This window comes from Acidobacteriota bacterium (genome assembly GCA_016196065.1).
GTDB lineage: Bacteria > Acidobacteriota > Terriglobia > Terriglobales > Acidobacteriaceae > Acidiflorens.
On sequence record JACPYL010000012.1, the window covers coordinates 159,926 to 181,325 of the forward strand.

A 21,400-nucleotide genomic window follows, 5' to 3' on the forward strand; every position below is an offset into this window, starting at 1 on the left:
CAGTTCGGATTGAATCTTGCGCGGATGGCGACTTCCGGAAAGACTGTCGGGCATCGGTTCTCAATCCGACTGCTGCGCGGCATCCTAAACTTCAGTTCAATTAATCTTGGGGTTAAGCGCAGGGTCAGACAATGATAACGCTTCCGCTTTACGACGAAGGGACGCGGCTGTTTCCTGTAACGCTTTCGCGATCAACTTGGGCGGGGTAGTCAGTACTTGTTCGGCAATCGTGTCTTGGTCTTCGGCCAACAACAATAGATAACGGCGCAGCGCTTCGAGGCCCGACTCCTTGCTACCGTGCTTCCCGTTCTTGGCGAGCCGTTTGATGTCTCTTCTGCCTTCCAATTTGCGATGACAATTGCGACAGACGACTCTCTTGAAGTCCGCATCCAGTTCCCAGGAAACGGGATGATCCGCTTCGAAACAAAAGAGATCCGATTCTGGACAGTAAAAACATCGAGTTGGATACCCCAACTGCTTGCGGCGCATCTCCGTGCGCTTGGCTCGCGTGATGGGGTAAGGATTTTTCACGCGCTCGCGTCCGGACTGACGTAAAGAGTATCGAGCTGCCCCACGTCACCCGCTTGGCCAAGGGATAACAGCAACTCATAGTCACTAATCAGTTCATGGCCGCCAATCTTCTTCCCGCGATACTGCCCCAGAGCCGACGGCGGTTCTTTCCCCTGCAGTACGCGTAAGTACGTCGCGCGGTGTTGTCCCGCGAGCTCGCGCTCACGAGAGCCGCGTGCGTTCACCGACAAGGCTCCTCGGTCAGTTAGGATTTGCACCGTGGCGGAGTATCTGTCGCTCGCTTTTACGCGAATGCGACCGCCCGGTCGGTCCTGAATCAGTGCGTTGGGGACCAGTTTTCGCATTGCTCTCACGGTGGTTCCCTCCGCGCGTGCGGCTCTGGTAGCTGACTTCGCTTCTCCCCGGCGGATTCGATTAAGAGCGGCAAGAACGCGTACTCTTTCTTCTTGTTGACGCCGGGAAGGGCCACGGTCGCCCTTCTTGGCTTGGTTACTTGAGCGGTGTCGTGAATGTTTGGCCTTCTGGCGCGAAGGCCGCGTCTTTCGCGAATTGGAATTTCGAGGACTCATGAGCTGAATCTCTCGTTGATTCAGCCTGCGAGCAATGAGAAAATAGAACTGTTGGCACGCTTTGGCATGAGTTTCTTCCATGGGACATCGAGGGCCAAAACCGGTCGCAATCGGCTTAATGACGACCTGGGAATTCGAGTTCTACAAGGCCTTCCGGTCGTTGCGAGACGGAAGATCGCTTCCCTCCCAGTCAGCTTCTCCCGCAACTGGGCTTAGCAGGCAGCAACTCCGCTCCTTCATCGGACGACTAAAGCAAATGAACCCAGACCACTATTGGCTGACGACTCAACGCCTTACGAAAGAAATGGGCTATCCTGTGACGCTCTCACGGCCACCAGTGAGCGTTCAGCTACAGTGGGCCGAACAACAGAAGGAAGAAGAAATCCGGTCTCTGGCAATGGAATTGAACCCTCCTGGCCTGCGGGCTTTGGACAGACGACGGAAGATCTGGGACGACCTGATTAGAGCTGTCACCTATGCCGCTCTTCGGAAGGCTTGCGGACGTTGGGCCCAGTTGGCGGATGTTCGGAGTTCAGGAACTACCCCGTATCCCCGACATATCGTTCGGAACGCTGCGGCGTTTCTTATGATGAAGAGAAACGAAAGGTTTCCCAAATCGACCTATGGTGACGATGCCCGCGTGGATTATTTGGCGCGCGGGATGGCTGGAGTGCTCTGCGATCTCAGCCCCATGACTGGTATTGAGCGCTTACGCAACATGCAGCACAATCGGACTGGGCCGCTCTGGGTGACGCGTGAGGGAAATCGAGAGTTACCAGAACGCGAGCGGTATTGCGGCTGCTGGCGATGCAAGATTGAGAAATCGAGCAAGCTTACGGAATTCATGCGTTCTGGATACGACAACGGTTTGAAAGTCTTTATGGAACTCTCCGCCACCACCAAGGTTCCAGTCGAGTGGCGTGCGAAGCGTTCCCGATTGGTCTAAGAGAGTTTGAAATACGAAAACGGGCCTGCCGTCTGTTCGAAGCAGCCGACAAGCCCTAACCACCAATGGAGAGTGAACTCCGATGGCAGCTACGAAAACCGTACCGCAACTACCGCAATCCCACAATTCACTAGTGCCCCGTCACGGCGTCGTAACGCTTTTTGGCTACGGCATCCAGGTCCGCGTTGATCGCGGTCACCTTCTGTTGGAGGACGGCATCGGAGCCGAGCGTTGCCAGTATCGTCTTCCGCGCGTCGGACACGGCCTTAAACGTCTAGTTGTTATCGGCTCGGACGGGAATGTTTCGTTGGCCGCGCTCCGTTGGCTGGCGGATCAAAAAGCCGCTTTCGTCATGCTGGAGCGTGACGGCTCGGTCGTGGCAGCAATTGGACCGGTTCGCCCATCTGATGCCCGACTTCGCCGCGCTCAATCACTGGCGGGCCAATCAGGAGCTGCAATCCGGATCGCTCGGGAACTCATCGACAGAAAACTTGCCGGACAAGAGGAAGTGGCTCGTCAAAAACTGCATGCCACGCAGATCGCCGACACAATTCACCGCTACCGATCTGAGTTGGCAGAAGCTGACACGACGGAGTCCATAAGATTAGTAGAATCGAAGGCGGCTGGTGCTTTTTGGTCTGCTTGGCGAAGCTTGCCTATTAGCTTTCCAAGAAAAGACGAGCTACGAGTTCCGGACCACTGGCGGACTTTCGGCGCACGGGTATCACCTTTGACAGGGTCCCCTCGTCTAGCGGTTAACCCACCGAACGCAATACTCAATTATCTCTACGCGATTCTCGAATCCGAATCTCGGTTGGCTGCGGCTGCTCTTGGCCTCGACCCCGGAATTGGCGTCCTACACGTAGACACCCCTGCTCGCGATAGCCTTGCCTGCGATCTCATGGAAGTTGTTCGTCCCCAAGTGGACGCATTCGTACTGGACTGGATCACTCGCGAACCTCTGAAACGAGAATGGTTCTTGGAGCAGCGGGACGGCAATTGCCGCCTTATGGCAGATCTCGCTATCCAGCTTTCTGAAACTGCGCCGACATGGAGTCGGGCGGTCGCGCCAATTGCTGAATGGGTCGCCGAGGTACTGTGGTCGCGAAGTCGGAAACCAATCGGTTCGGCTTCACTTCCTACTCGCTTGACTCAACGGCACAAACGCGAGGCGAAAGGTATGTCATCGGAGCCCTCTCCGATTCCGCACCTACAGAGGGCGAACCTTTGTCGCGGGTGCGGGAAGACAATCCGGATGGGGCGCACAAACTGTGCAGAGTGCGCAGTTGGCGCGGCGACAGAACGCCTGGCTAGTGCCTCGAGACTTGGCCGCACGGCTGCGCGCAGCCCGGCGGCACGCGCTAAGCATGCGACTTCGCGGAGGCGGCACGCGCAGGCATGCTCGGACTGGGACGCATCGACGCAGCCAGCCTGGCTTACGAGCGAAGTGTTCTTACACCAAATCCAGCCCCTGCTCTCGAACATTTCAACAACTGCGATTCGAGCACGGATTGGTGTCTCGCGCTGGTATGCAAGCAAGATTCGAAAAGGTTATGCTTCACACCCAAGGCATTGGCAAGCTCTGGCCGAGTTGGTTGGCATCGGGATGTGATCAGCATCACCGACGAACGCCATTGTCTCACTAGAATATCCCATTGTGTTAGACTCCTGCGCTTTTTATCCAGCTCGTTCTAGACTCGAGAGAGTCTGGTTAGAAAACATATGAGAGAAATCCGTGGAAGTGCCAGGTTACACATCATCGTCCTTTGGCAAGTACTGGGAGTGTCTTTGGTGACGATGCTTGGTTGTGGCGGCGGCAGCTCAGGTGGCGGTGAGCCGCCCCCACCACCGAAACCCGATTTCAGTTTGGCGGTCCAACCGACTATGCAAACTTTGGCGGCTGGAAGTTCCGTTTCTGTTTCTTTGTCCGCCACGGCACGGAACGGTTTCTCATCTCAAATCACGGTTCGAGTGACGGGACAACAAGGTGGCGTCTCAGTATCGCCTCAGAATTTCACACTCACTCCCGGCACTCCACAAACAGTTACACTTATGGCTGCTGTTAATACCCCCACGAGCAGCGCTAATGTTGATCTTTCTGGCAGTTCTGGCTCGTTGGCCCACACAGCGCAGCTAACGTTGTCGGTGAGCGGACCATATAGTGGGCCGCCGGTGCGCACTCGCTACGTGCGGACAGATGCAACAACCATTTACAGCCTCTGGTTGAATCAGCACTGGGAAGTCTACGATCCTCCCACGGCTCGTTTCTTCGTTACCGACCCGTCTTCAAGCCATGTTTTTGTCTTGGACGATGTCACCGAGTCTGAGATCGCCAGTATCAGCGTCCCGGGAGCCTACGGAATTGATGAATCTCCCGATCACAGCGCGCTGTACGTTGGCACGCTTATCGGAGACGTGTACGTGATTAATCCTGTGTCGATGAAAATCACACAGCGGTACAAGGCCTCGCAAATCGGATCCAGTGGCTTTCAGGCTTGGATCGCTCTTGTTTTGGCTGACGGGCGGTTGACACTGCTAGGGCAGCAAAACATCGTGGGCGGAGACGTTGGTTACGCTGTTTGGAATCCGTCGGACAATTCCATTAACGTATGTGTCATCGGTGCCTGCGGCGGCGGTGGTGAGGCATTCAGTTCGTCGTTCGCAACGACCGCAGATCGCACAAAGATTCTCACCGGCGGCCGGGGAGGCTTCTTTGTAATCGACCCCAGCACGCAACAAGTTAGTAGTGTTCCCGCGTTCAACGCTAGCCATATCCTGACTTCACCAGACGGAAAATACATCATTCTTCCGGGATCTAATTCCGACGCTGTTGTTTACGACGCACATACGCTCCAGCAGGTCGCTGACTTTAGCGTTGCCGGGGACGCGTCCAGCGCGTCTGGCTTCGCTGTGAGCGCGGACTCAAGCACACTCTACACATCCGGCAACGACCACGGAGGGTTTGTTTATGCGTATAGTCTTCCCACTGGCCAAGCCCTCGGATGGACGCCGGACATGGTTGTCATCCCACAGGGCGGTGGGTCAGCGGTCGGGCCTATTGCTACTCCCTACATGTTGGCAGTTGATGGTACGGGACTATTCGCCGGACCTCTCGAGGAAGGGGTGGGCTTCGTCGACGTGGCGACTCTGCAAGCTGCCTCTGGAGCTACGCAATTCGAGAATGGATATTTGATTCCACCAACGGGTCCAGCATCAGGCGGAACCGCAACACAGAACGCCGACCCAAACGTGGTCGGCACGCTGCAGAGCGTATATTTCGGCTCGCAACAGGCGACCGGCCTTTCTCTCGGCCCGCAATTTACGATCAACGCCACCAGTCCTCCGGGTCCGGCGGGTCCTGTGGATGTCTACACGTTCACAGCCGACGGCGGTATGCAATTGCTTCCGGAGGCTTTCAGTTACGGCCCGACGATCCTCCAAGTAACGCCGAGTATGGCCACGCAGGAGGGTGGAGGAACCGGGTACATTTACGGCTATGGATTCGGTACGAACGCAAAGGGTATTCCGGCCGATTTGCAGCTCACGATGAACGGCAGTCCAGCTACTATCACTTCTTACAGTTACTTCGGCTATCCCTTTCAAGCGGCTCCATACCCCATGGAAGTTTTCACCTACACGATTCCACCGAGTGCAAGTGGAGCGAGTGATGTCACGGTCACCACCACTTCGGGAAGTGCCACTTCTCATGGGGGATTCACATACCTTCCTCCGACGCAGCAGTTTCCGTTAGCAGGCGCCGAACTAGTTCAGGGTATTTACGATCCTCATCGTGCCTTGTACTACTTTACGGACAATAGCCAAATTGACGTGTTTTCGCGTACGCAGGGAAAGTGGTTGTCGCCTATTGCGATTCCTGCCCCTCAGGGAGCGACACAGCGGCTGTGGGGAATCTCACTTTCGCCAGATGGCAGCAAGCTGGCGGTCTCTGATGCCTCGGCAGGTGTCATCTATCTCCTAAACCCATCCAATCCGGCCTCCGTGAAGACATTCACGGTGCAAGTCATTAACCCTGCCGGCAATTTGAATCCCTGTGGGCTCGCCGTTAGCAACTCTGGGATCGTTTATTACTCTATGTTTGGTGGCGCAACAGGTTATTACAAACTCAACACAAATAGCGGGACCATTACAAACTATGAGACCGGCCCGGCGGTTCAAGACGGCGCCTATCTGCGAGCAGCAATCACTGCTGACAATTCAACCGTGTTCTTTAACAGCATTGGATATCTTGTCAGCATTGATACCGCAACCGATGTCCTATCACTGGTCGCGGTCAAACCATTGTGCTGTGGGAACAATGAGCTGTCGCTATCGAACAACCAGCTGCAGGTTGTATCTAGTTCATATCTTTATGACTCAGCCCTAAATGCGGAATCATTTTACGCGTTGAACGATCGTGAAATTCAGCACATTGCCTATGCTTATGGCGCAAAGATGAGTGCTGATGGGCGGGTCGTGTTCCAGCCATCGACGAACGGGATTGACGTGCTCGACGGCAGATTAGGAAACCTGCTCCAGCGCGTTTCACTGCCTTTCCCTCTTTCAACGAACTATGATGCACTGGTCGATGACGGCCAGGACAATATTCTGATTGCAATCACGAGTGCGAATGGCAGCGGAATCGCAATTGTTGATTTAAGTTCCATCCCGGAGCCGCCCGCATTGATGTACAACGGGAGCGCTTTCCAGGCACCTCGTACCACCAGTTCGGAAGAATATCCGCGAGCTTGGCAAAAACAGACCATAAGCGTTTCCACGGCGAAACGTTTCGCAACAGGGCAAGTGCGCACAGTTCCACACGTCACGAAACTATTCCGGGCGATGACCAATTAGGGCTGGCTGGAGAAAACCTCGGATCCCGAAGACGGGAGGGGGTCGACAATTTTTCCCGAAGTGTACTACCCCGTCATCCGTTTGACCCTGCTTTTCACCCGCCTGTAAGATCAAACATTCCTCCCTTCACCAGAAATCTGCCGAGCGGGGCTTGGCTTCGATGGTTGAGGGTGGTGGTTTCTATAAAGACAAAACATGCCGCACGAATTGCCTAAAGCGTACGAGCCGGGCGCGATTGAAACGCGCTGGGCGGAGTATTGGATCCGCGAGAAAATCTTTCACGTGGAGACGCCGGACCCTCAGGGGCTAAAGCCCCCGTCAGAGGGGGCATCAGGCGGCACGGCTGAAGCCGTGCCCTCCCCGGTCGTTCCGTCTTCGGCCGCTGCTTCCCCAGCGGTGCCTTCTCCATATCCGCAGGGGACTAGCGAGGTTGGCGGGCGGGGGCGCCCGCCCCACACTGGCAAGCCGGTGTTTACTTTGTTGTTGCCTCCTCCCAATGTGACGGGACGGCTGCACATGGGGCACATGTTCGGGCAGACGCAGATGGATATCCTCGTGCGCTGGCATCGCATGCGCGGGTTTCTGACTTTGTGGCTGCCGGGGACCGATCATGCGGGCATCGCTACGCAGATGATGGTCGACCGGCAGTTGCGCTCCGAGGGGAAGTCGCGGCTGGCGATGGGGCGCGAAAAATTTGTCGAGCGGGTTTGGGAGTGGAAGCGGCTCTACGGTGGCAACATTCTCGAGCAGATGAAGCGGCTGGGCGCGTCCGTGGATTGGGGGCGCGAGTACTTCACGATGGACGAGAACCTTTCGCGCGCGGTGCGCGAAGTGTTTGTCCGGCTGTATGAGCAGGGACTGATCTATCGCGGGAAGTACATCGTCAACTGGTGCGCGGATTGCGGCACGGCGATTTCGGATCTCGAAGTGAAGCACGAGGATGTGGCGGGCAAGCTGTATGAGATTCGCTATCCCATCGTCGAGGCGGGCGAGGGCGCCCGCCCCACACCACCCACCCAATACATTACGGTGGCGACTACGCGGCCGGAGACGATGCTGGGGGATACGGCGATTGCGGTGAATCCGCGGGATGAGCGTTATTCGCATCTGCGGGGGAAGCATGCTTTACTGCCGCTGATGAATCGCGCGATTCCGATCATCTTTGACGAACTGGCACAGCCGGAATTTGGGACGGGTGCGGTGAAGGTGACGCCGGCGCATGATCCAAATGATTTCGAGGCGGGGAAGCGTCACAACCTGCCGCAGATTGAAGTCATCGACGAGCACAACAAGATGAACTCGAACGCCGGCGCCTACGCGGGGCTGGACCGGTTTGCGGCGCGGGCTCGCGTGATCGCGGATCTGACTGAGCAGGGATTCCTGGTCGGCACGAAGGACTACACGATTGCTTTGGGCAAGTGCGATCGGTCGGACACGATCGTCGAGCCGCGGCTTTCGGAACAGTGGTTTGTGAAGATCGCGCCGCTTGCGAAGAAGGCGATTGCGGCGGTTGAGTCGGGCGAGATCACAATTACGCCGGACAACTACCGGCAGATTTATCTGAACTGGATGTACAACATCCACGACTGGTGCGTATCGCGGCAGTTGTGGTGGGGACACCGGATTCCGGCATGGACGTGCGGCGACTGCAAAGAAGTAATCGTCGCGCGCGAGGCTCCAACGAAGTGCACGAAGTGTGGTGGAGCGAAGCTGGAACAGGTGACGGACGTGCTCGACACGTGGTTCTCGTCAGGGCTTCTGCCGTTCACAACTTTGGGATGGCCGGACAAGACGCGCGACCAGGCGGTGTTTTATCCGACGACGCTGCTGATTACGGCGTACGAGATCCTATTCTTCTGGGTGGCACGCATGATCATGTTCGGCTGCCACTTCATGGAAGGGCATGAACAGGATCCGGCGCTGAAGAAGGCGAGCGGGTGGGGCGACAAGAAGAATGACAGCGTGCCGTTCCGCGAGGTTTATATTCACGCGCTGGTGCGCGATGCGGACCGGCAGAAGATGTCGAAGACAAAAGGGAACGTGATCGATCCACTGGAGATCATTGACCGGTTTGGTACGGATGCGACGCGGTTTACTTTGGCGGCGATGGCTGCGCCGGGGACCGATATTGCGTTCAACGAGAGCCGGACGGAGGGCTATCGGGCGTTCGCCAACAAGATATGGAATGCGGCGCGCTTCATGTTTATGAATGTGGAGCGGGTGGGGACAGGTCTTCGACCTGTCCTGGACAAGTCAGAGACCTGTCCCCACACGGGCATTGCTGGGTTCCAGGCTCAGACGCTTGAAGATCGGTGGATTCTTTCTCGCTTCAACCGGGTCACGGGCGAGGTCAACGAGGCGCTCAAGCTTTATCGCTTTCACGAAGCGGCGAACCGGATTTACGATTTCTTCTGGGGCGAGTTCTGCGATTGGTATCTGGAACTGCTCAAGCCGCGGCTGATGGAAACGGCTTCCGCGGAAACGGCCAAGCTTGCGTGTGAAAATCTGGCTGGAGTGTTTGAGGCGTCGTTGCGGTTGCTGCATCCGGTGATGCCGTTCATCACGGAAGAGATCTGGCACGCGATGTATGACGGGAAGCCTCCGCTGAAGTCGATTGCGCTGGCGGCGTATCCGGCGGCGGACGAAGCGCAGATCGATCTGGCGGCGGAAACGGAAATGGCGGTGTTGCAGGACTTGATCGTCAGTGTGCGCAATCTACGGGCTGAGTTGAAAGTGGAGCCCAAGGTCAAGGTGCCGATCGAGTTGTTTGCACAGGATCCTGCGATTCGTAAGATGATTGAACAGAACCGGGGTTCGGTAGAGCGGCTCGGGAATGTGCAGTCGATCCAGTTCGTGCAGGAGTCGCTGGCGAGTCGTCCGGGTGCCCGGGGCACTGCGCGATTTGACGTGCACGTAATTTACGAGAGAAAGATAGACGTCGCGGCCGAGTGCGCGCGGCTGACCAAGGAACTGGAGAAGATTGAAAAACCCTTGGCCAGTTCGCAAGCCCGGCTGGCGGATGAAGGGTTCCTGGGTAAGGCTCCAGCCCACGTGGTGGAAGGATTGCGAAAGCAAGTGGGCGAAATGGAAGTGGTACGTGACAAGGCGCTGGCGAAGATGAAAGAGCTGGGGTGCAAGTAAGGCGGGCGAGGCGCCCGCCCCACACAAACATAAACATGGACTGGAACTCACGACGCATTACCGCGATTATCGAGAACGCGCTGAACGAAGACAAAGCGACGCGCGATGCGACTAGCTACGCCTGCATTGATGCGAATCAGCGGGCGGCGGCGACGATTATCGCGAAGCAGAGTTGCATCCTGGCCGGACTGGGCTGCGTGCCGCGAATTCTTGACGCGTACGCTACGCTGGACGGCGCGGTCACGTCGCACTTTGAAGTCACCAGTCATCCGTCAATTTTCGATGGGATCCGGCTGCATGAAGGGCAGCAGATTGCGGTGATCACGCACAACGCGCGGGTGCTGCTGTCGTGCGAGCGCGTGATCCTGAATTTTCTGCAACGCATGAGCGGAGTCGCGACCAGCACGCGGCAATTTGTGGACGCGGTCCACGGGACGCGGGCCCGCATTCTGGATACTCGCAAAACTGTGCCCGGCCTGCGCGTGATCGATAAGTACGCGGTGCGCTGCGGCGGCGGACAGAATCACCGGCTCGATTTGTCCGACGGAATCCTGATCAAGAACAATCACGTGGCTCTGGCGGGCGGTGCGGCGAGTGCGCTGGATCGGGCGCTCCGCAACCGGCGCGGCAACCAGCCGATTGAAATCGAAGTGCGATCGCTGGAAGAGATGCGGCAGGCCCTGGAGCACGGAGCGGAAGCGATCCTGCTCGACAACATGACCGCCAAGGACGTGAAGGAAGCAGTCGAGACCTGTTCGCGGCTTACACGGCGTCCGCCGCTGGAGTGCGCGGGCGGAATCACGCTCGAGAATGTGCGCGCCTACGCGGATACGGGCGTGGACTTTATTTCCGTCGGCGCACTGACGCATTCGTCGGTGGCGGTGGATATGAGTATGAGAGTGGTGCCGGCGTAGAAAATCGTCGTTGGTCGCTCGTCGTTCGCGACCCGCTGTCTTGCCGCGGACGTTGCCGCTGACACTGCCCGATACCGCGAACGACGATCGACGATCGACCAACGACAATTTCACTTCCCCGCTATAATTCCCGCATCGAAAGCAAACCTAAATCCCGCACGGCTGGCGGAGCGGTTGGCGCTTCGGCGCGGACGGACGATCGCCTCGGGCGGATTGTGCGCCTGCTGATGGATCATGCAACCGTGGTGGCGAGTGGCACGAAGATCGCGGAAGAAATTGGCAGCAGCCGTTCCGCAGTGTGGCGAATGATCCAGCAATTGCGCGGGCTGGGAGTGGATGTGGCGGGACATCCGGCGACGGGATATCAGTTGCGCGCGGTGCCGGACCTTTTGCTGCCGGAGATTGTCGCTCCGCTCGTGAAGAGCACGATCTTCGCGAAGAGTCTTCATCATTACTACAAGATTGGATCGACCAACTCCGAAGCAATGACGGCGGCGGCGGAGGGTGCGCCGGAGGGAAGTGTATTCCTTGCCGAGGAACAACTCGCGGGCCGGGGCCGGGGCGCGCATACATGGCATTCGGCGCGGTCGGCGGGGATTTATTGTTCGGTGGTCTTGCGGCCTCCCATGCCGCCTTCGGAGGCGCTGCTCTTTTCTCTGGCGGCGGGACTGGCGGTGCACGCGGCTGTGGCGGAGACATTCCCGGGATTACGTCCGGATCTGAAGTGGCCGAATGATGTGCTGCTCAACGGCAAGAAGTTCTGCGGAATCCTCACGGAGATGAATTCGGAGGCGACGCGCGTGCGGCACCTGGTGGTGGGCGTCGGGATCAATGTGAACCAGACGAAGTTTCCGGCGGAATTGCGCGAGATTGCGACTTCGCTGAAGAGTGAAACCGGCACCGAGTGGTCGCGCGTGGAACTGTGCGCAGCTTTGCTAAAATCGCTCGACCGCGAGTATCGGAACTTGTTGCGCGATCCGGAAGCGCGGGAAGCGATCCTGCGGCGCTTTCAGGAAAACTCGTCGTCGACGCGCGGACAACGAGTGCGAGTGGAGGAAAATAGCGGGATCGAAGGCGTCACGGAAGGGCTTGATCCGCGCGGGTTCCTGCAGGTCAGGACCGCGAGCGGATTGAGAACGGTGCTGAGTGGAACGGTCAAGCTGATTACGTAATTTTGTAATTGTGTAATCTTGTAATTGAGAATCGGCAGCGATTTTTAGATTGCCAAATTACACAATTACCAAATTACAAATCCCTATGCTTCTCGTGATTGATGTCGGCAACACGAATACTGTGCTGGGTGTGTTTGGCCCCGCTCCTGGAGATGGCTCGGATAGCGAGGCGTCCGGGAACGTTCCACACGATGCTCAACTGGTGGCGAACTGGCGCGTCGGATCGCACCTGGCGCGCACGGTGGACGAGTACGGCGTGATTTTCCGGAATTTGTTTTCGATGGAGAATCTGGAAGTTTCAGACGTCAACGGGATTGTGATTTCGTCGGTCGTGCCTCCGCTGGATTCGGTTTTGCGGCAGGTTTGCGAACGATACTTCAAGACGAAGCCGCTATTCATTGAGCCGGGCGTGAAGACGGGCATGCCGGTGTTGTATGACAATCCGGCGGAAGTGGGCGCCGATCGGGTCGTGAACGCGGTGGCCGCGTTTGAGAAATATGGCGGCCCGTGCGTGATCGTGGACTTCGGCACGGCGACGACGTTTGATTGCGTATCGAAAAAGGGCGAGTACATGGGAGGGGTGATTTGTCCGGGGATCGGTATTTCGGCGGACGCACTTTTTCAGCGGACGGCGCGCCTGCCGCGCGTCGAGATTCGGAAGCCGGCGCGAGTGATTGGATCGAACACGGTGGGGAGCCTGCAATCGGGACTCTACTATGGATATCTCGGATTGGTGGACGGGATCCTCGAAAGACTCCGCGATGAAATGGGAGAACAGACGAAGGTCGTGGCCACGGGCGGACTGGGTACGTTGATCGGCACGGCGTCGCACTTCATCAAGGAAGTGGATGAGTTCCTGACGCTGGAAGGGTTGCGCATTATCTGGGAGAGGAACTTGTCACTGACTTCGAAAACCAGCAAGGCCGCGACGAAGCCGGTGGTGGATGCGAAACCGTGGCCTTCGCCGAAGAGTCCGAAGGGGCATTGAGAGTTGTTCCACGGCGGCTAAACAGTTTGCTGAAAAAGTCCGGGCCGAATACCTCAGGGGCTGAAGCCCGAATCGAAACAAAGGCTTTACTGCAGCGGTAAACCGCTGCGCCACCCAAAGGCTTGCCCGGAAGAGAGAAAAGCGGTTGCCGTCCTGGCGGATCAATCTCCTGCATCGCGGACTATCTTGGAAAACTACTTCAATTACTTCACGGAAATCGAAGAGCACTATCTGCGGCGGCGCGGGACGCATCTGCTTGTCTCCACGCTTGATTGGGCTCTGATTGAGACGTGGAAGTCGGCGGGGATTCCGCTGGAAGCGGTGTTGCGCGGGATTGATGCGACGTTTGATAAGTACGATCAGCGTCCGACGAAATCGAAGAAGGTGAACAGCCTGACGTATTGTGCGCAGGCCGTGCTGACGGCAGCAGAGGACATGAAAGAAGCGGCGGTGGGTGCAGAGTCGCCGCGGCCGCAGGTAGCAGGATTTGAAGCACCCGGAATCGCAGCGTTTCTTCGCGACAATGCCGAGCAACTTGGACGGGCGAAATTGCCGGAGCGCGAAGGATTTGCGACGGGAGCGCTGGCGCGCGAAATGGCCAAGTCGTTACGCGAGATCGCGGATGAGGTAGAGTCGAAGTTGCCGCGACTGGAAGATCTCGAACGGCGTTTGACGGTGATGGAAGAAAAATTGTTCGCGGCGTTGCTGGCGGTGACGCCGGACTCCGACCTGGTCGCGGTACGAACTGAGTCGGATCGCGATCTTGCACCGTATCGTAAAAATATGACGGCGGCGCAAGTTGAGCAATTGCATAAGCAGTATGTCCACAAGCGGTTGTTGGAAAAATGCGGGGTGCCGCGGCTGAGCTTGTTCTACATGCATTAGCGTGGTGCGGGCACTCTTGCCCGCCTCCCTCGTACACAAAATCAAAAGCGGCGGACAAGAGTGTCCGCACCGCACGATCAAGCACCTATGCTTCTTACTATCGAAAAGCTGATTTACGGCGGAGACGGTTTAGCGCGTACTCCGCCGGATGTGGACGGCCGCAGCATGGCTGTCTTTGTGCCGTTTGTGTTGCCGGGAGAACGAGTGGAAGCGGAGATTGCGTCCGGGAAGGCAGGCTTTGCGCGGGGATCGGCTGCGAAGTTGGTGGAGGCGTCTGCAGAACGGATCGCAGGTGCGTGTACCTACTACGAACGCTGCGGCGGATGTCACTACCAGCACATTCCTTACGAACGGCAGTTGCAGTACAAGGCTGGAATCCTGCGCGAGACGTTGCAGAGGATCGCAAAGATCAAGCTCGGCCCCGAGATCCAACTGCATGCTTCGCCGCCGTGGAATTATCGCAATCGCGCGCGATTGCAGGTGAGGATTGCGCCGGAGTTCGCATTAGGATATTTCCGGTTTGGCTCGCATGAATTTCTGCCTGTGCGGGAGTGCCCGATCAGTTCGCCGCTGATCAATCAAGTCCTCTCGCGATTGACGGAATTGCAAGGGTGCGAGTGTCCGGCAGGGATTGAAGAAATCGAATTGTTCGCGGATGCGGGGGATGAGCGGCTCCTCGCCTGGGCATTCTGTGGACGAGACGCCGATGCGGAACCTCTGGGACGTTGGGCGGAGACGGTGCGGAGGGAAGTACCGACGATTGCGGGTATCACTTTCTTTCCAACGCGGCGGCGTTCCGAGGAAGAGGAGCCGACGGATATGAGACCGCTGGCGTTGTCTGGGGCTTCCGAGATTCTGTACAAGGCGCAGGACGCCGAATATCACGTGAGTGCCGGGTCGTTTTTCCAGGTCAATCGCCACCTCGTGGACGAGATGGTTTCGACCGTCACGGGAAATGCCGAAGGCGAGTTGGCGCTCGATCTCTATGCAGGAGTGGGGCTTTTCTCGGTGGCGCTGGCGAAAAAGTTTCATCACATATTTGCTGTAGAGGCGTCACAGACTTCATATGGGGACCTGGTGCACAATGGCCAACCGAATGTGAGGGCGGTCCGAGCGCGCATGGAGGAATTCCAGCGGCCGTCGCGACAGCGTCCTGATCTGGTTGTGCTGGATCCTCCGCGAGCCGGAGTAGGAAAAGCTGTGACCCGGCTGCTGGTGGAACTGGAGGCGCGGCGAGTCCGATATGTCTCGTGCGATCCGTCGACGCTGGCGCGCGACCTGGTGCCGTTGCTGGCGGCGGGCTATCGCATCGAGGAAGCACACTTATTCGATCTCTTCCCCCAGACGTTCCATATCGAATCGGTGATGCTGCTGGCGCGCTGACCGCTTTCACATTCGCAGACCCTTCCTGGTCAATTGCATAACTCCGCCGATGCCACGGCGGGGCGTTTCCGCCATGTTGTCCTATGACACGCGAACTCAAGCCCGGGCGACAGCCGCTCTTGTGGGCGGCATTATTTTTTTCTTCAGGAATATGGATTGGCGTTCGTGCGTGGCGTCCTCCGCTGTGGTGGGTGATTGCGGTGGTTGCGTTTGGGCTGGCGGCGGTGTGGTTCGTGCGCGCGCGGGCCTGGTTTGCGAAAGGGCTGGCTCTAGGAGCGTGGTTCCTTCTCGGCGCTTTTCTTGTTCAGGTTCGCGGCACGCCGGCCGCTGATCCGCGCATCGCTGAATTTGCAGACGGCAGCGTCGTGACGGTCACGGGACACGTGGTCCGGGAGGGATATGCGCGGGCTTCAGGACCGAGATCCGTTCGTCACCCGATTGATATCGAGACAGAGAGTATTGAGGGAGTGGGGCGGAGTGCGGATATCAAGTGCGGGCTGAGGCTGACAATTGCGGAGGTGGTAGAGGAGCAGGGCGTCGAGAGCGCGGAGATGTCAGCAAACTGCGATCGGAAGCGATCGGAAGATGTCAGTGTGACTGCCCCTGGAGGACAGCAGGTCCTTCGCTTCGCTCAGGATGACAAATCTCAGAAGGGCGCTGAGCGAAGAAGTCCCGGAGGGAGTGCCGATTGCTTGCGTTATGGCACGCGTTTGCGGGTGCGAGCGAAGTTGCATCCGCCGCGGAACTACCGTAATCCGGGCGCGTTTGACTACGAAGGCTATCTGCAGGAAAACGGGATCGCGGTTCTGGCGTCGGCGCGCGCGCAGGATGTTGAAGTGCTGGCAGGCTTCTCCGGAAGCCGGATTGAAGCGTGGCGTATGTACGTCCATTCGAGCCTGGTCGCGAAGATTCATGAGCTATGGCCGGCGCGGGAAGCGGCGCTGATGGACGCGATGGTGCTCGGTGAAGACGCGTTTCTTGAAAACGGAAGCAGGGTTGAGTTTCAGCGGTCGGGTACGTATCACGTTCTGGTTGTGTCGGGGATGAATCTCAGCATATTGGCGTTCGTCATTTTCTGGATGCTCCGGCAGTTTCATCTCGATCAGTCGCTGGCGAGCGTGGTGACGGTCGCAGTGTCATTTGCCTACGCATTTGTTACGGGAGTCGGGCCGCCGGTATGGCGAGCGGCGCTGATGCTGGCAATTTATCTGGGCGCACGCATTCTGTATCGCGAACGTAGCATGTTGAACGCGCTGGGGGCAGCGGCGATCGGCGTCTTGATCTACGATCCGCGCGCGCTTTTTGGTGCGAGCTTCCAACTGACGTTTCTGGCAGTACTGATCATTGCCGCGATTGGCATCCCGATGCTGGAGCGAACGACGCAACCGTACTCCAAGGGAATGCGGCTGCTGCGGTCGACAAGTTACGACGTACATGTTCCGGCAAAGGTGGCGCAATTCCGGCTGGACTTGCGGCTGATCGCGGGAAGGCTGAAAAGGTTCATCGGAGAGCGGCTCGCCTTTGTTCTTTCTCGAGGGCTTACGCACGTTGCGCTGGCGGTTTGTGAACTCGTCTTTGTCTCGGCGCTCATGCAGGCGGGCCTGGCATTGCCGATGGCGTATTACTTCCATCGCGCAACGACGACGGGAATGCCCGCCAACCTGGTGGTCGTCCCGCTGACGGAAATATTGATGCCGGCAGCGGTCGCGGCGGTGGGGCTGGGATACATCTCGTCGCTCGCGGCGCGCCCGGCAGTTTGGATTTCGAGTTGGTCGCTGAACCTGATCACCGGAACCGTGCACTGGATGGGCGGTTCACGGCTGGCTGATCTGCGTGTAGCGACTCCAGCGCAGCTGATCGTGGTACTGGCACTGTTGGCACTCGCGATTGGAATGCTTCTGGTTTGGCGAAGACGGCTGGTGGTTTTCGCAACTCTGACCGCACTGGCTGCGGTGGCCGCCTGGATCGCGATCGGTCCACCGCGGCCACAGGTACGGGCGGGAATTCTGGAAGTGACCGCGATTGACGTTGGCCAGGGTGACTCGATTCTGGTGGTGACGCCCCAGGGCCGCACGATTCTGGTCGATGCGGGCGGCCTTCCCTACTGGATGCATTCCTCTTTTGACATCGGCGAGCAGGTGGTGTCTTCCTACCTCTGGAATCGCGGGATGGAGCGCCTGGATGTTGTCGTCATCACGCATGATCACTCCGACCATCTGGGAGGGATGCCGGGAGTGATAGCAAATTTTCGTCCGTCGGAATTGTGGTTGAGCACGGACGCGCCGAACCGGGAACTGGATCCAATTCTGGCGCAGGCAAAAGAAGCGGGGATGAAAATTAAGGTCCGCACGGAAGGAGAGCAGTTCGATTTTTGGGGGCGCAAACTTCCATGTGCTTGGTCCGGATAAGGACGAAGCGCGGGTTGAATCGCATCCGAATTTTCAGTCGCTGGTTTTCACAGTCACGCTGGCGGGGACGACGGCGCTGCTCGAAGCGGATGCGGAGCGAGCGGAGGAGTGGCGCATCGTGCAGGAGCATCCTGAGGCACAGCTCCTGAAAGTGGCGCATCACGGCAGTTCCGGCTCGACGTCTGCCGACCTGCTGGCGACTGTTCATCCGCAATACGCAGTGATTTCAGCAGGAGTGCGAAATATGTATGGGCATCCGCGGCGCGAGGTGCTGGAGCGATTGCAGAAGGACGGAGTGAAGACGTATCGCACGGATATGACCGGCGCGGTGAGTTTCTATCTCGACGGCAAAACCGTGACGCCGGAGGTCGCGATTATCCGTTGATCTCAGCTGTCTCGTCATCGACGGGCGGCGATTTCCGATAGGACTCGATGATCCGGGTAGCTTCGCCGGCGTCTTCTTCGCTGACCAGCAGCACCACGCCACCCAGGCCGGGAAATGCGTCCTGATTGAGATCGGTCGCCATCAATTGCGCTTCGATGCCGGCGGACTCGAGCAGTCCCTGCACGACGAGGGCTTCCGGTTCCTGTTCGCTGTCAAACACCTTGACGAGCTTTTCATCGGGATTGGGACTCGGATCGGTCTTCGGAACAGCATTATCAGCGTTTGGCATACCTCCTCCGCAGATTGCGTATTAACAGATTACGGCAGTCACCGTCGCCCTGTCTTGCTCCCACGAAAGTGCACGGTCCAAACGAAACTTGAAACAGGCGCGGAAGGTGCCACAATGACGACTTGGATGCCGTAACGCGGGGTCGCGGCCAGACATCCAATCAAGTAGTGGGGGTGGGCATGGAATCTGCGCAGTGGGCCGAGTCGTCGATGAGCGAGCGGAATGAACTGGATGAGTCGCGCAAAATTCGGCGCCTGCAGGTCATGATCAGCATGGTGATGTCCGTGATCAGCCAGGATCCAGATCTGACGGTGGAAGAAGCTGCGGCGATGGCGGCCAATGCCCGGAGCGCCGCGCTTGCCATGTTTCCCGGCAAGGAACTGGCCTACGACATTCTCTACAAGCCGCGGTTGCAGCGGTTGATGAATGAGCGCTTTCGGCTGCAGTAAGTGCCTGCCGACTTATTGACTCGCGCCAGAAGCGGCTTGTACCCTCAACAAATGAACGCAGCATTTTGGAGAAACACTCTTTTCACCACCGTAATACTCTCCATTCTGGTTGTCCTCACAGACTTTGCTTCAGCTTCAGATAAGCAAGCGGAAGGCATGGCTTTGTTTAAGCATGCTATTGAACTTACGGACTTACGTCAGAGTGGGCCGTATCGCCTGCACTGGAACCTAACGGTGGCGGACGAAGTGCTGGGTAAGCGAGAAGGAACGGACGTGGTCACTTTTGCGTCAATGGAGCGATGGCGCCGCGACCTTCACATGACGGGTTACGACGAGGTTGCAGTATTCCTCGGTCACAATATGTATCGCACCCGCAGCATTGCCTTCACGCCTCCCAGCATGCGTGGTGATGTGGCGGCCAGTCTTAGGAATCTTCCAGAAATGTTGAGTTTCAAAGTCCTGCGTGTATTCAATCGTAAGAAAGATGGCGTCGAGGAGCGTTGTGTTGATCTGGAGCTACCGAGCAAAGCAGAAATGATGTGGTGTTTCGATTCACAGACTGGACTACCGTTGTTGCAACAATGGCCTGACTTTAATCGTCGAATCGAGTTCTCGAATTACAAACAGATCGCCGGTAAGTTTGTCCCCGGCGTAGTCGAGGCGACGGCCAAAGGCAAGCAGGTGGATAAGGCCGTTCTTGAAGCGATCGATGTTCCCGATTCGCCTCAGGCCTTCGAACCTCCGCCGGGGGCCAACGTAAGACAGTGGTGCGACAACATGGAAAGGCCATTCCCGACGAAAAGGCTACCAGTGGATATCCGGCCCGATATGCGATCCCGCAAAGGCTTAGAGCTAAAGTACGAACTTACGCTGGACGCGCAGGGCAAGGTGACGAATGTCGTTCCCATGGATCCGCAGCCATACGTGGACCGGCAAGTGATCGAAGCGGTACGTACCTGGCAATTGGATCCGGCAACATGCGACGGTACACCGGTCCCCACCGACATCTTGCTTGATGCCGGGCGGTAGGTTTACCGACCTGACAGTAGTGGCTTAATTTTCAAGCCGATAACCAAACGTCCCGAAGGGACAATTGAAAGTAGCCCGCCAGTTTAATGGCGGGAGGCGGCCATTTCTGAAGTCGAGTGCCGGAGGCACGACTTAATTTTTCATCGGGCGCAACCCCGAGATCAGTTGTCCGCCTGAGGACTAGGTCCTTCCGTGGGCCTGGCCAGGCGTTGAAACGCCGGGCCATTGTCAGCTGTCCTTGCGGTACAACAGGTCGCGCATCGCCTGGCGGCGAGCTTCGTTGACTCCGCTGTCGGCATCCTTAAGACCGGCGTCCTTGCCGGATTTGCCGACGGGGCCAATGTACTCGGGCGCGCTGCAGTCGGGGCAATGCGTGGCAAACCCGGGTTTGTCGGGCTTCAGTTCAAATTCTTCCGAGCAGATTGCACAGACTTTCATGGGAAAAGCCATTCCTACTCCTATCAGGACGATGCCAGAAAATTACGTTCATAAATCATAAAACTTAGATCCGTGAACCGACAAGATCGTTGCTTTTTCTTGGCCAGGCAACGGGCAAGGCGTCTCAGGAAGGGCACGAAGGAATTCACGAAGGAGCACTAAGGAAAACGCTTCGCCTCCTACTCAACGTCGGGTTCCGCGCGGCGACAACGACTGAAGTAGCGCTTTGAAGTCAGAGGGGAGTTCACAATCTACCGAAATGGTTGTTCCTGAGCGTGGATGAACGAAATCGAGGTGGGCGGCGTGGAGGGCAACGCGATCAATCTTTCGCTCTGACGCTTCTGCGGGAGAATATTTGCGGTCGCCGATGACGGGGTGGCCGAACGCTGCGAACTGCACTCGGATCTGATTCTGCAGTCCCGTAACCAGCGTGACCCGAACCAGCGACGCGCCGCGAAGGGATTGTTCGACGGTATAGCGAAGTTCCGCGCGAGTTGCTAGGGAATCTTTCTCGGTGCTCAGTTTTTGAAACATATCCTCACGTCGCAAGTAGTGAACGAGCTTGTCTTGCTTGGCGGAGAGATGTCCGCGCACGACGGCGAGATACTGGCGCACGGGAGTATGCGCAAGAAACTGCTGCACGAGCGCCTCGCGATCCCGTTCGGTTTTCACAAAGAGCAGAACACCAGACGTGAAACGGTCGATGCGATGCACGACGTAGGCGCGTTGTCGTCTGGATTTCAGTTCCGCGGAGAGAATCGACCATGCGGACGCTGCGTCAGATCCTGGGGCTGGCACAGAGAGAAGTCCGGCCGGCTTGTTGAGAGCGACAACGGCGTCGTCTTCGTAAAGAACGGCCAGGTCGCGGGAGCGACGGGGGTTTCGACTACCGTGTTTGCCAGGCGATTTCTTCATGGCGAGAGATCAGTCGTTCGTTACAAAACTGCGGATCCCTCGCTTCGCTCGGGATGACAGTTTGCAAGAGTGAATGCTCACGTGCGACGCAATGGTATCAACAATCC

18 protein-coding genes are annotated in these 21,400 nt (G+C 57.6%); 13 read left to right on the forward strand and 5 right to left on the reverse strand.

Annotated features, from left to right (window positions below; genetic code table 11):
- Positions 1 to 96: 96 nt before the first annotated feature.
- Together HY010_12780 and HY010_12785 are read right to left on the reverse strand one after the other, a co-directional pair.
- Positions 97 to 531: a hypothetical protein gene (locus HY010_12780; GenBank protein MBI3476600.1), complete on the reverse strand. Its 435-nt coding sequence runs from the start codon at positions 529 to 531 to the stop codon at positions 97 to 99.
- Positions 528 to 875: a hypothetical protein gene (locus tag HY010_12785; protein MBI3476601.1), complete on the reverse strand. Its 348-nt coding sequence runs from the start codon at positions 873 to 875 to the stop codon at positions 528 to 530. Before HY010_12785 ends, HY010_12780 begins: the two co-directional genes overlap by 4 nt.
- 811 nt (positions 876 to 1,686) lie before the next feature.
- Here HY010_12785 and HY010_12790 point away from each other — a divergent pair.
- From HY010_12790 to HY010_12840, 11 genes are all read left to right on the forward strand, one after another.
- Positions 1,687 to 2,046 (forward strand): hypothetical protein, encoded by a 360-nt coding sequence (locus HY010_12790; protein ID MBI3476602.1) that lies wholly within the window; start codon positions 1,687 to 1,689, stop codon positions 2,044 to 2,046.
- A gap of 82 nt (positions 2,047 to 2,128) precedes the next feature.
- Positions 2,129 to 3,658, forward strand: a complete 1,530-nt coding sequence (cas1, locus tag HY010_12795; GenBank protein MBI3476603.1) for a CRISPR-associated endonuclease Cas1 — start codon at positions 2,129 to 2,131, stop codon at positions 3,656 to 3,658.
- Between the two features lie 533 nt (positions 3,659 to 4,191).
- Positions 4,192 to 6,897 carry a hypothetical protein gene (locus HY010_12800; GenBank protein MBI3476604.1) on the forward strand — a complete coding sequence of 902 codons (2,706 nt, stop codon included), beginning with the start codon at positions 4,192 to 4,194 and terminating at the stop codon, positions 6,895 to 6,897.
- Between the two features lie 195 nt (positions 6,898 to 7,092).
- On the forward strand, positions 7,093 to 10,038 hold the full coding sequence (locus HY010_12805; GenBank protein MBI3476605.1) for a valine--tRNA ligase: 2,946 nt from the start codon (positions 7,093 to 7,095) through the stop codon (positions 10,036 to 10,038).
- Positions 10,039 to 10,073: 35 nt separating this feature from the next.
- On the forward strand, positions 10,074 to 10,952 hold the full coding sequence (gene nadC / locus HY010_12810; protein MBI3476606.1) for a carboxylating nicotinate-nucleotide diphosphorylase: 879 nt from the start codon (positions 10,074 to 10,076) through the stop codon (positions 10,950 to 10,952).
- A 227-nt stretch (positions 10,953 to 11,179) separates the two neighbouring features.
- The gene (locus HY010_12815) at positions 11,180 to 12,124 is read left to right on the forward strand and encodes a biotin--[acetyl-CoA-carboxylase] ligase (protein MBI3476607.1); all 945 of its coding nucleotides are present in this window, start codon (positions 11,180 to 11,182) and stop codon (positions 12,122 to 12,124) included.
- An 85-nt stretch (positions 12,125 to 12,209) separates the two neighbouring features.
- Positions 12,210 to 13,112, forward strand: a complete 903-nt coding sequence (locus tag HY010_12820; GenBank protein ID MBI3476608.1) for a type III pantothenate kinase — start codon at positions 12,210 to 12,212, stop codon at positions 13,110 to 13,112.
- 186 nt (positions 13,113 to 13,298) lie between these two features.
- Positions 13,299 to 13,997 carry a hypothetical protein gene (locus HY010_12825; GenBank protein MBI3476609.1) on the forward strand — a complete coding sequence of 233 codons (699 nt, stop codon included), beginning with the start codon at positions 13,299 to 13,301 and terminating at the stop codon, positions 13,995 to 13,997.
- An 87-nt stretch (positions 13,998 to 14,084) separates the two neighbouring features.
- Positions 14,085 to 15,380: a class I SAM-dependent RNA methyltransferase gene (locus HY010_12830; protein MBI3476610.1), complete on the forward strand. Its 1,296-nt coding sequence runs from the start codon at positions 14,085 to 14,087 to the stop codon at positions 15,378 to 15,380.
- Positions 15,381 to 15,463: 83 nt separating this feature from the next.
- Positions 15,464 to 17,788 carry a ComEC/Rec2 family competence protein gene (locus tag HY010_12835; protein ID MBI3476611.1) on the forward strand — a complete coding sequence of 775 codons (2,325 nt, stop codon included), beginning with the start codon at positions 15,464 to 15,466 and terminating at the stop codon, positions 17,786 to 17,788.
- Complete coding sequence (locus HY010_12840) at positions 17,772 to 18,173, forward strand: hypothetical protein (GenBank protein ID MBI3476612.1); 402 nt, start codon at positions 17,772 to 17,774, stop codon at positions 18,171 to 18,173. The genes HY010_12835 and HY010_12840 overlap by 17 nt, the downstream gene beginning before the upstream one ends.
- Here the strand turns inward: HY010_12840 and HY010_12845 are convergent.
- Positions 18,163 to 18,462 carry a DUF2007 domain-containing protein gene (locus HY010_12845; GenBank protein MBI3476613.1) on the reverse strand — a complete coding sequence of 100 codons (300 nt, stop codon included), beginning with the start codon at positions 18,460 to 18,462 and terminating at the stop codon, positions 18,163 to 18,165. The two genes, HY010_12840 and HY010_12845, sit on opposite strands and share 11 nt — an antisense overlap.
- 179 nt (positions 18,463 to 18,641) lie before the next feature.
- On the opposite strand from HY010_12845, the gene HY010_12850 reads away from it, so the two are divergent.
- Together HY010_12850 and HY010_12855 are read left to right on the forward strand one after the other, a co-directional pair.
- On the forward strand, positions 18,642 to 18,911 hold the full coding sequence (locus HY010_12850; protein ID MBI3476614.1) for a hypothetical protein: 270 nt from the start codon (positions 18,642 to 18,644) through the stop codon (positions 18,909 to 18,911).
- 51 nt (positions 18,912 to 18,962) lie between these two features.
- Positions 18,963 to 19,940 carry a hypothetical protein gene (locus HY010_12855; GenBank protein MBI3476615.1) on the forward strand — a complete coding sequence of 326 codons (978 nt, stop codon included), beginning with the start codon at positions 18,963 to 18,965 and terminating at the stop codon, positions 19,938 to 19,940.
- Positions 19,941 to 20,168: 228 nt separating this feature from the next.
- On the opposite strand, the gene HY010_12860 is transcribed toward HY010_12855, so the two are convergent.
- Positions 20,169 to 20,390, reverse strand: coding sequence for a hypothetical protein (locus tag HY010_12860; GenBank protein ID MBI3476616.1), 222 nt, complete (start codon positions 20,388 to 20,390; stop codon positions 20,169 to 20,171).
- Between the two features lie 171 nt (positions 20,391 to 20,561).
- Complete coding sequence (locus HY010_12865; protein ID MBI3476617.1) at positions 20,562 to 21,293, reverse strand: RluA family pseudouridine synthase; 732 nt, start codon at positions 21,291 to 21,293, stop codon at positions 20,562 to 20,564.
- Positions 21,294 to 21,400 lie beyond the last annotated feature (107 nt).

Excerpts from the sequence above, each read along its gene's own strand:
- HY010_12785 (MBI3476601.1), bottom strand. The coding sequence starts at position 875 with ATGCGAAAACTGGTCCCCAACGCACTGATTCAGGACCGACCGGGCGGT.
- HY010_12790 (MBI3476602.1), top strand. The coding sequence starts at position 1,687 with ATGATGAAGAGAAACGAAAGGTTTCCCAAATCGACCTATGGTGACGAT.
- cas1 (MBI3476603.1), top strand. The coding sequence starts at position 2,129 with ATGGCAGCTACGAAAACCGTACCGCAACTACCGCAATCCCACAATTCA.
- HY010_12805 (MBI3476605.1), top strand. The coding sequence starts at position 7,093 with ATGCCGCACGAATTGCCTAAAGCGTACGAGCCGGGCGCGATTGAAACG.
- nadC (MBI3476606.1), top strand. The coding sequence starts at position 10,074 with ATGGACTGGAACTCACGACGCATTACCGCGATTATCGAGAACGCGCTG.
- HY010_12815 (MBI3476607.1), top strand. The coding sequence starts at position 11,180 with ATGGATCATGCAACCGTGGTGGCGAGTGGCACGAAGATCGCGGAAGAA.
- HY010_12820 (MBI3476608.1), top strand. The coding sequence starts at position 12,210 with ATGCTTCTCGTGATTGATGTCGGCAACACGAATACTGTGCTGGGTGTG.
- HY010_12830 (MBI3476610.1), top strand. The coding sequence starts at position 14,085 with ATGCTTCTTACTATCGAAAAGCTGATTTACGGCGGAGACGGTTTAGCG.
- HY010_12835 (MBI3476611.1), top strand. The coding sequence starts at position 15,464 with ATGACACGCGAACTCAAGCCCGGGCGACAGCCGCTCTTGTGGGCGGCA.
- HY010_12845 (MBI3476613.1), bottom strand. The coding sequence starts at position 18,462 with ATGCCAAACGCTGATAATGCTGTTCCGAAGACCGATCCGAGTCCCAAT.
- HY010_12850 (MBI3476614.1), top strand. The coding sequence starts at position 18,642 with ATGGAATCTGCGCAGTGGGCCGAGTCGTCGATGAGCGAGCGGAATGAA.
- HY010_12855 (MBI3476615.1), top strand. The coding sequence starts at position 18,963 with ATGAACGCAGCATTTTGGAGAAACACTCTTTTCACCACCGTAATACTC.
- HY010_12860 (MBI3476616.1), bottom strand. The coding sequence starts at position 20,390 with ATGGCTTTTCCCATGAAAGTCTGTGCAATCTGCTCGGAAGAATTTGAA.
- HY010_12865 (MBI3476617.1), bottom strand. The coding sequence starts at position 21,293 with ATGAAGAAATCGCCTGGCAAACACGGTAGTCGAAACCCCCGTCGCTCC.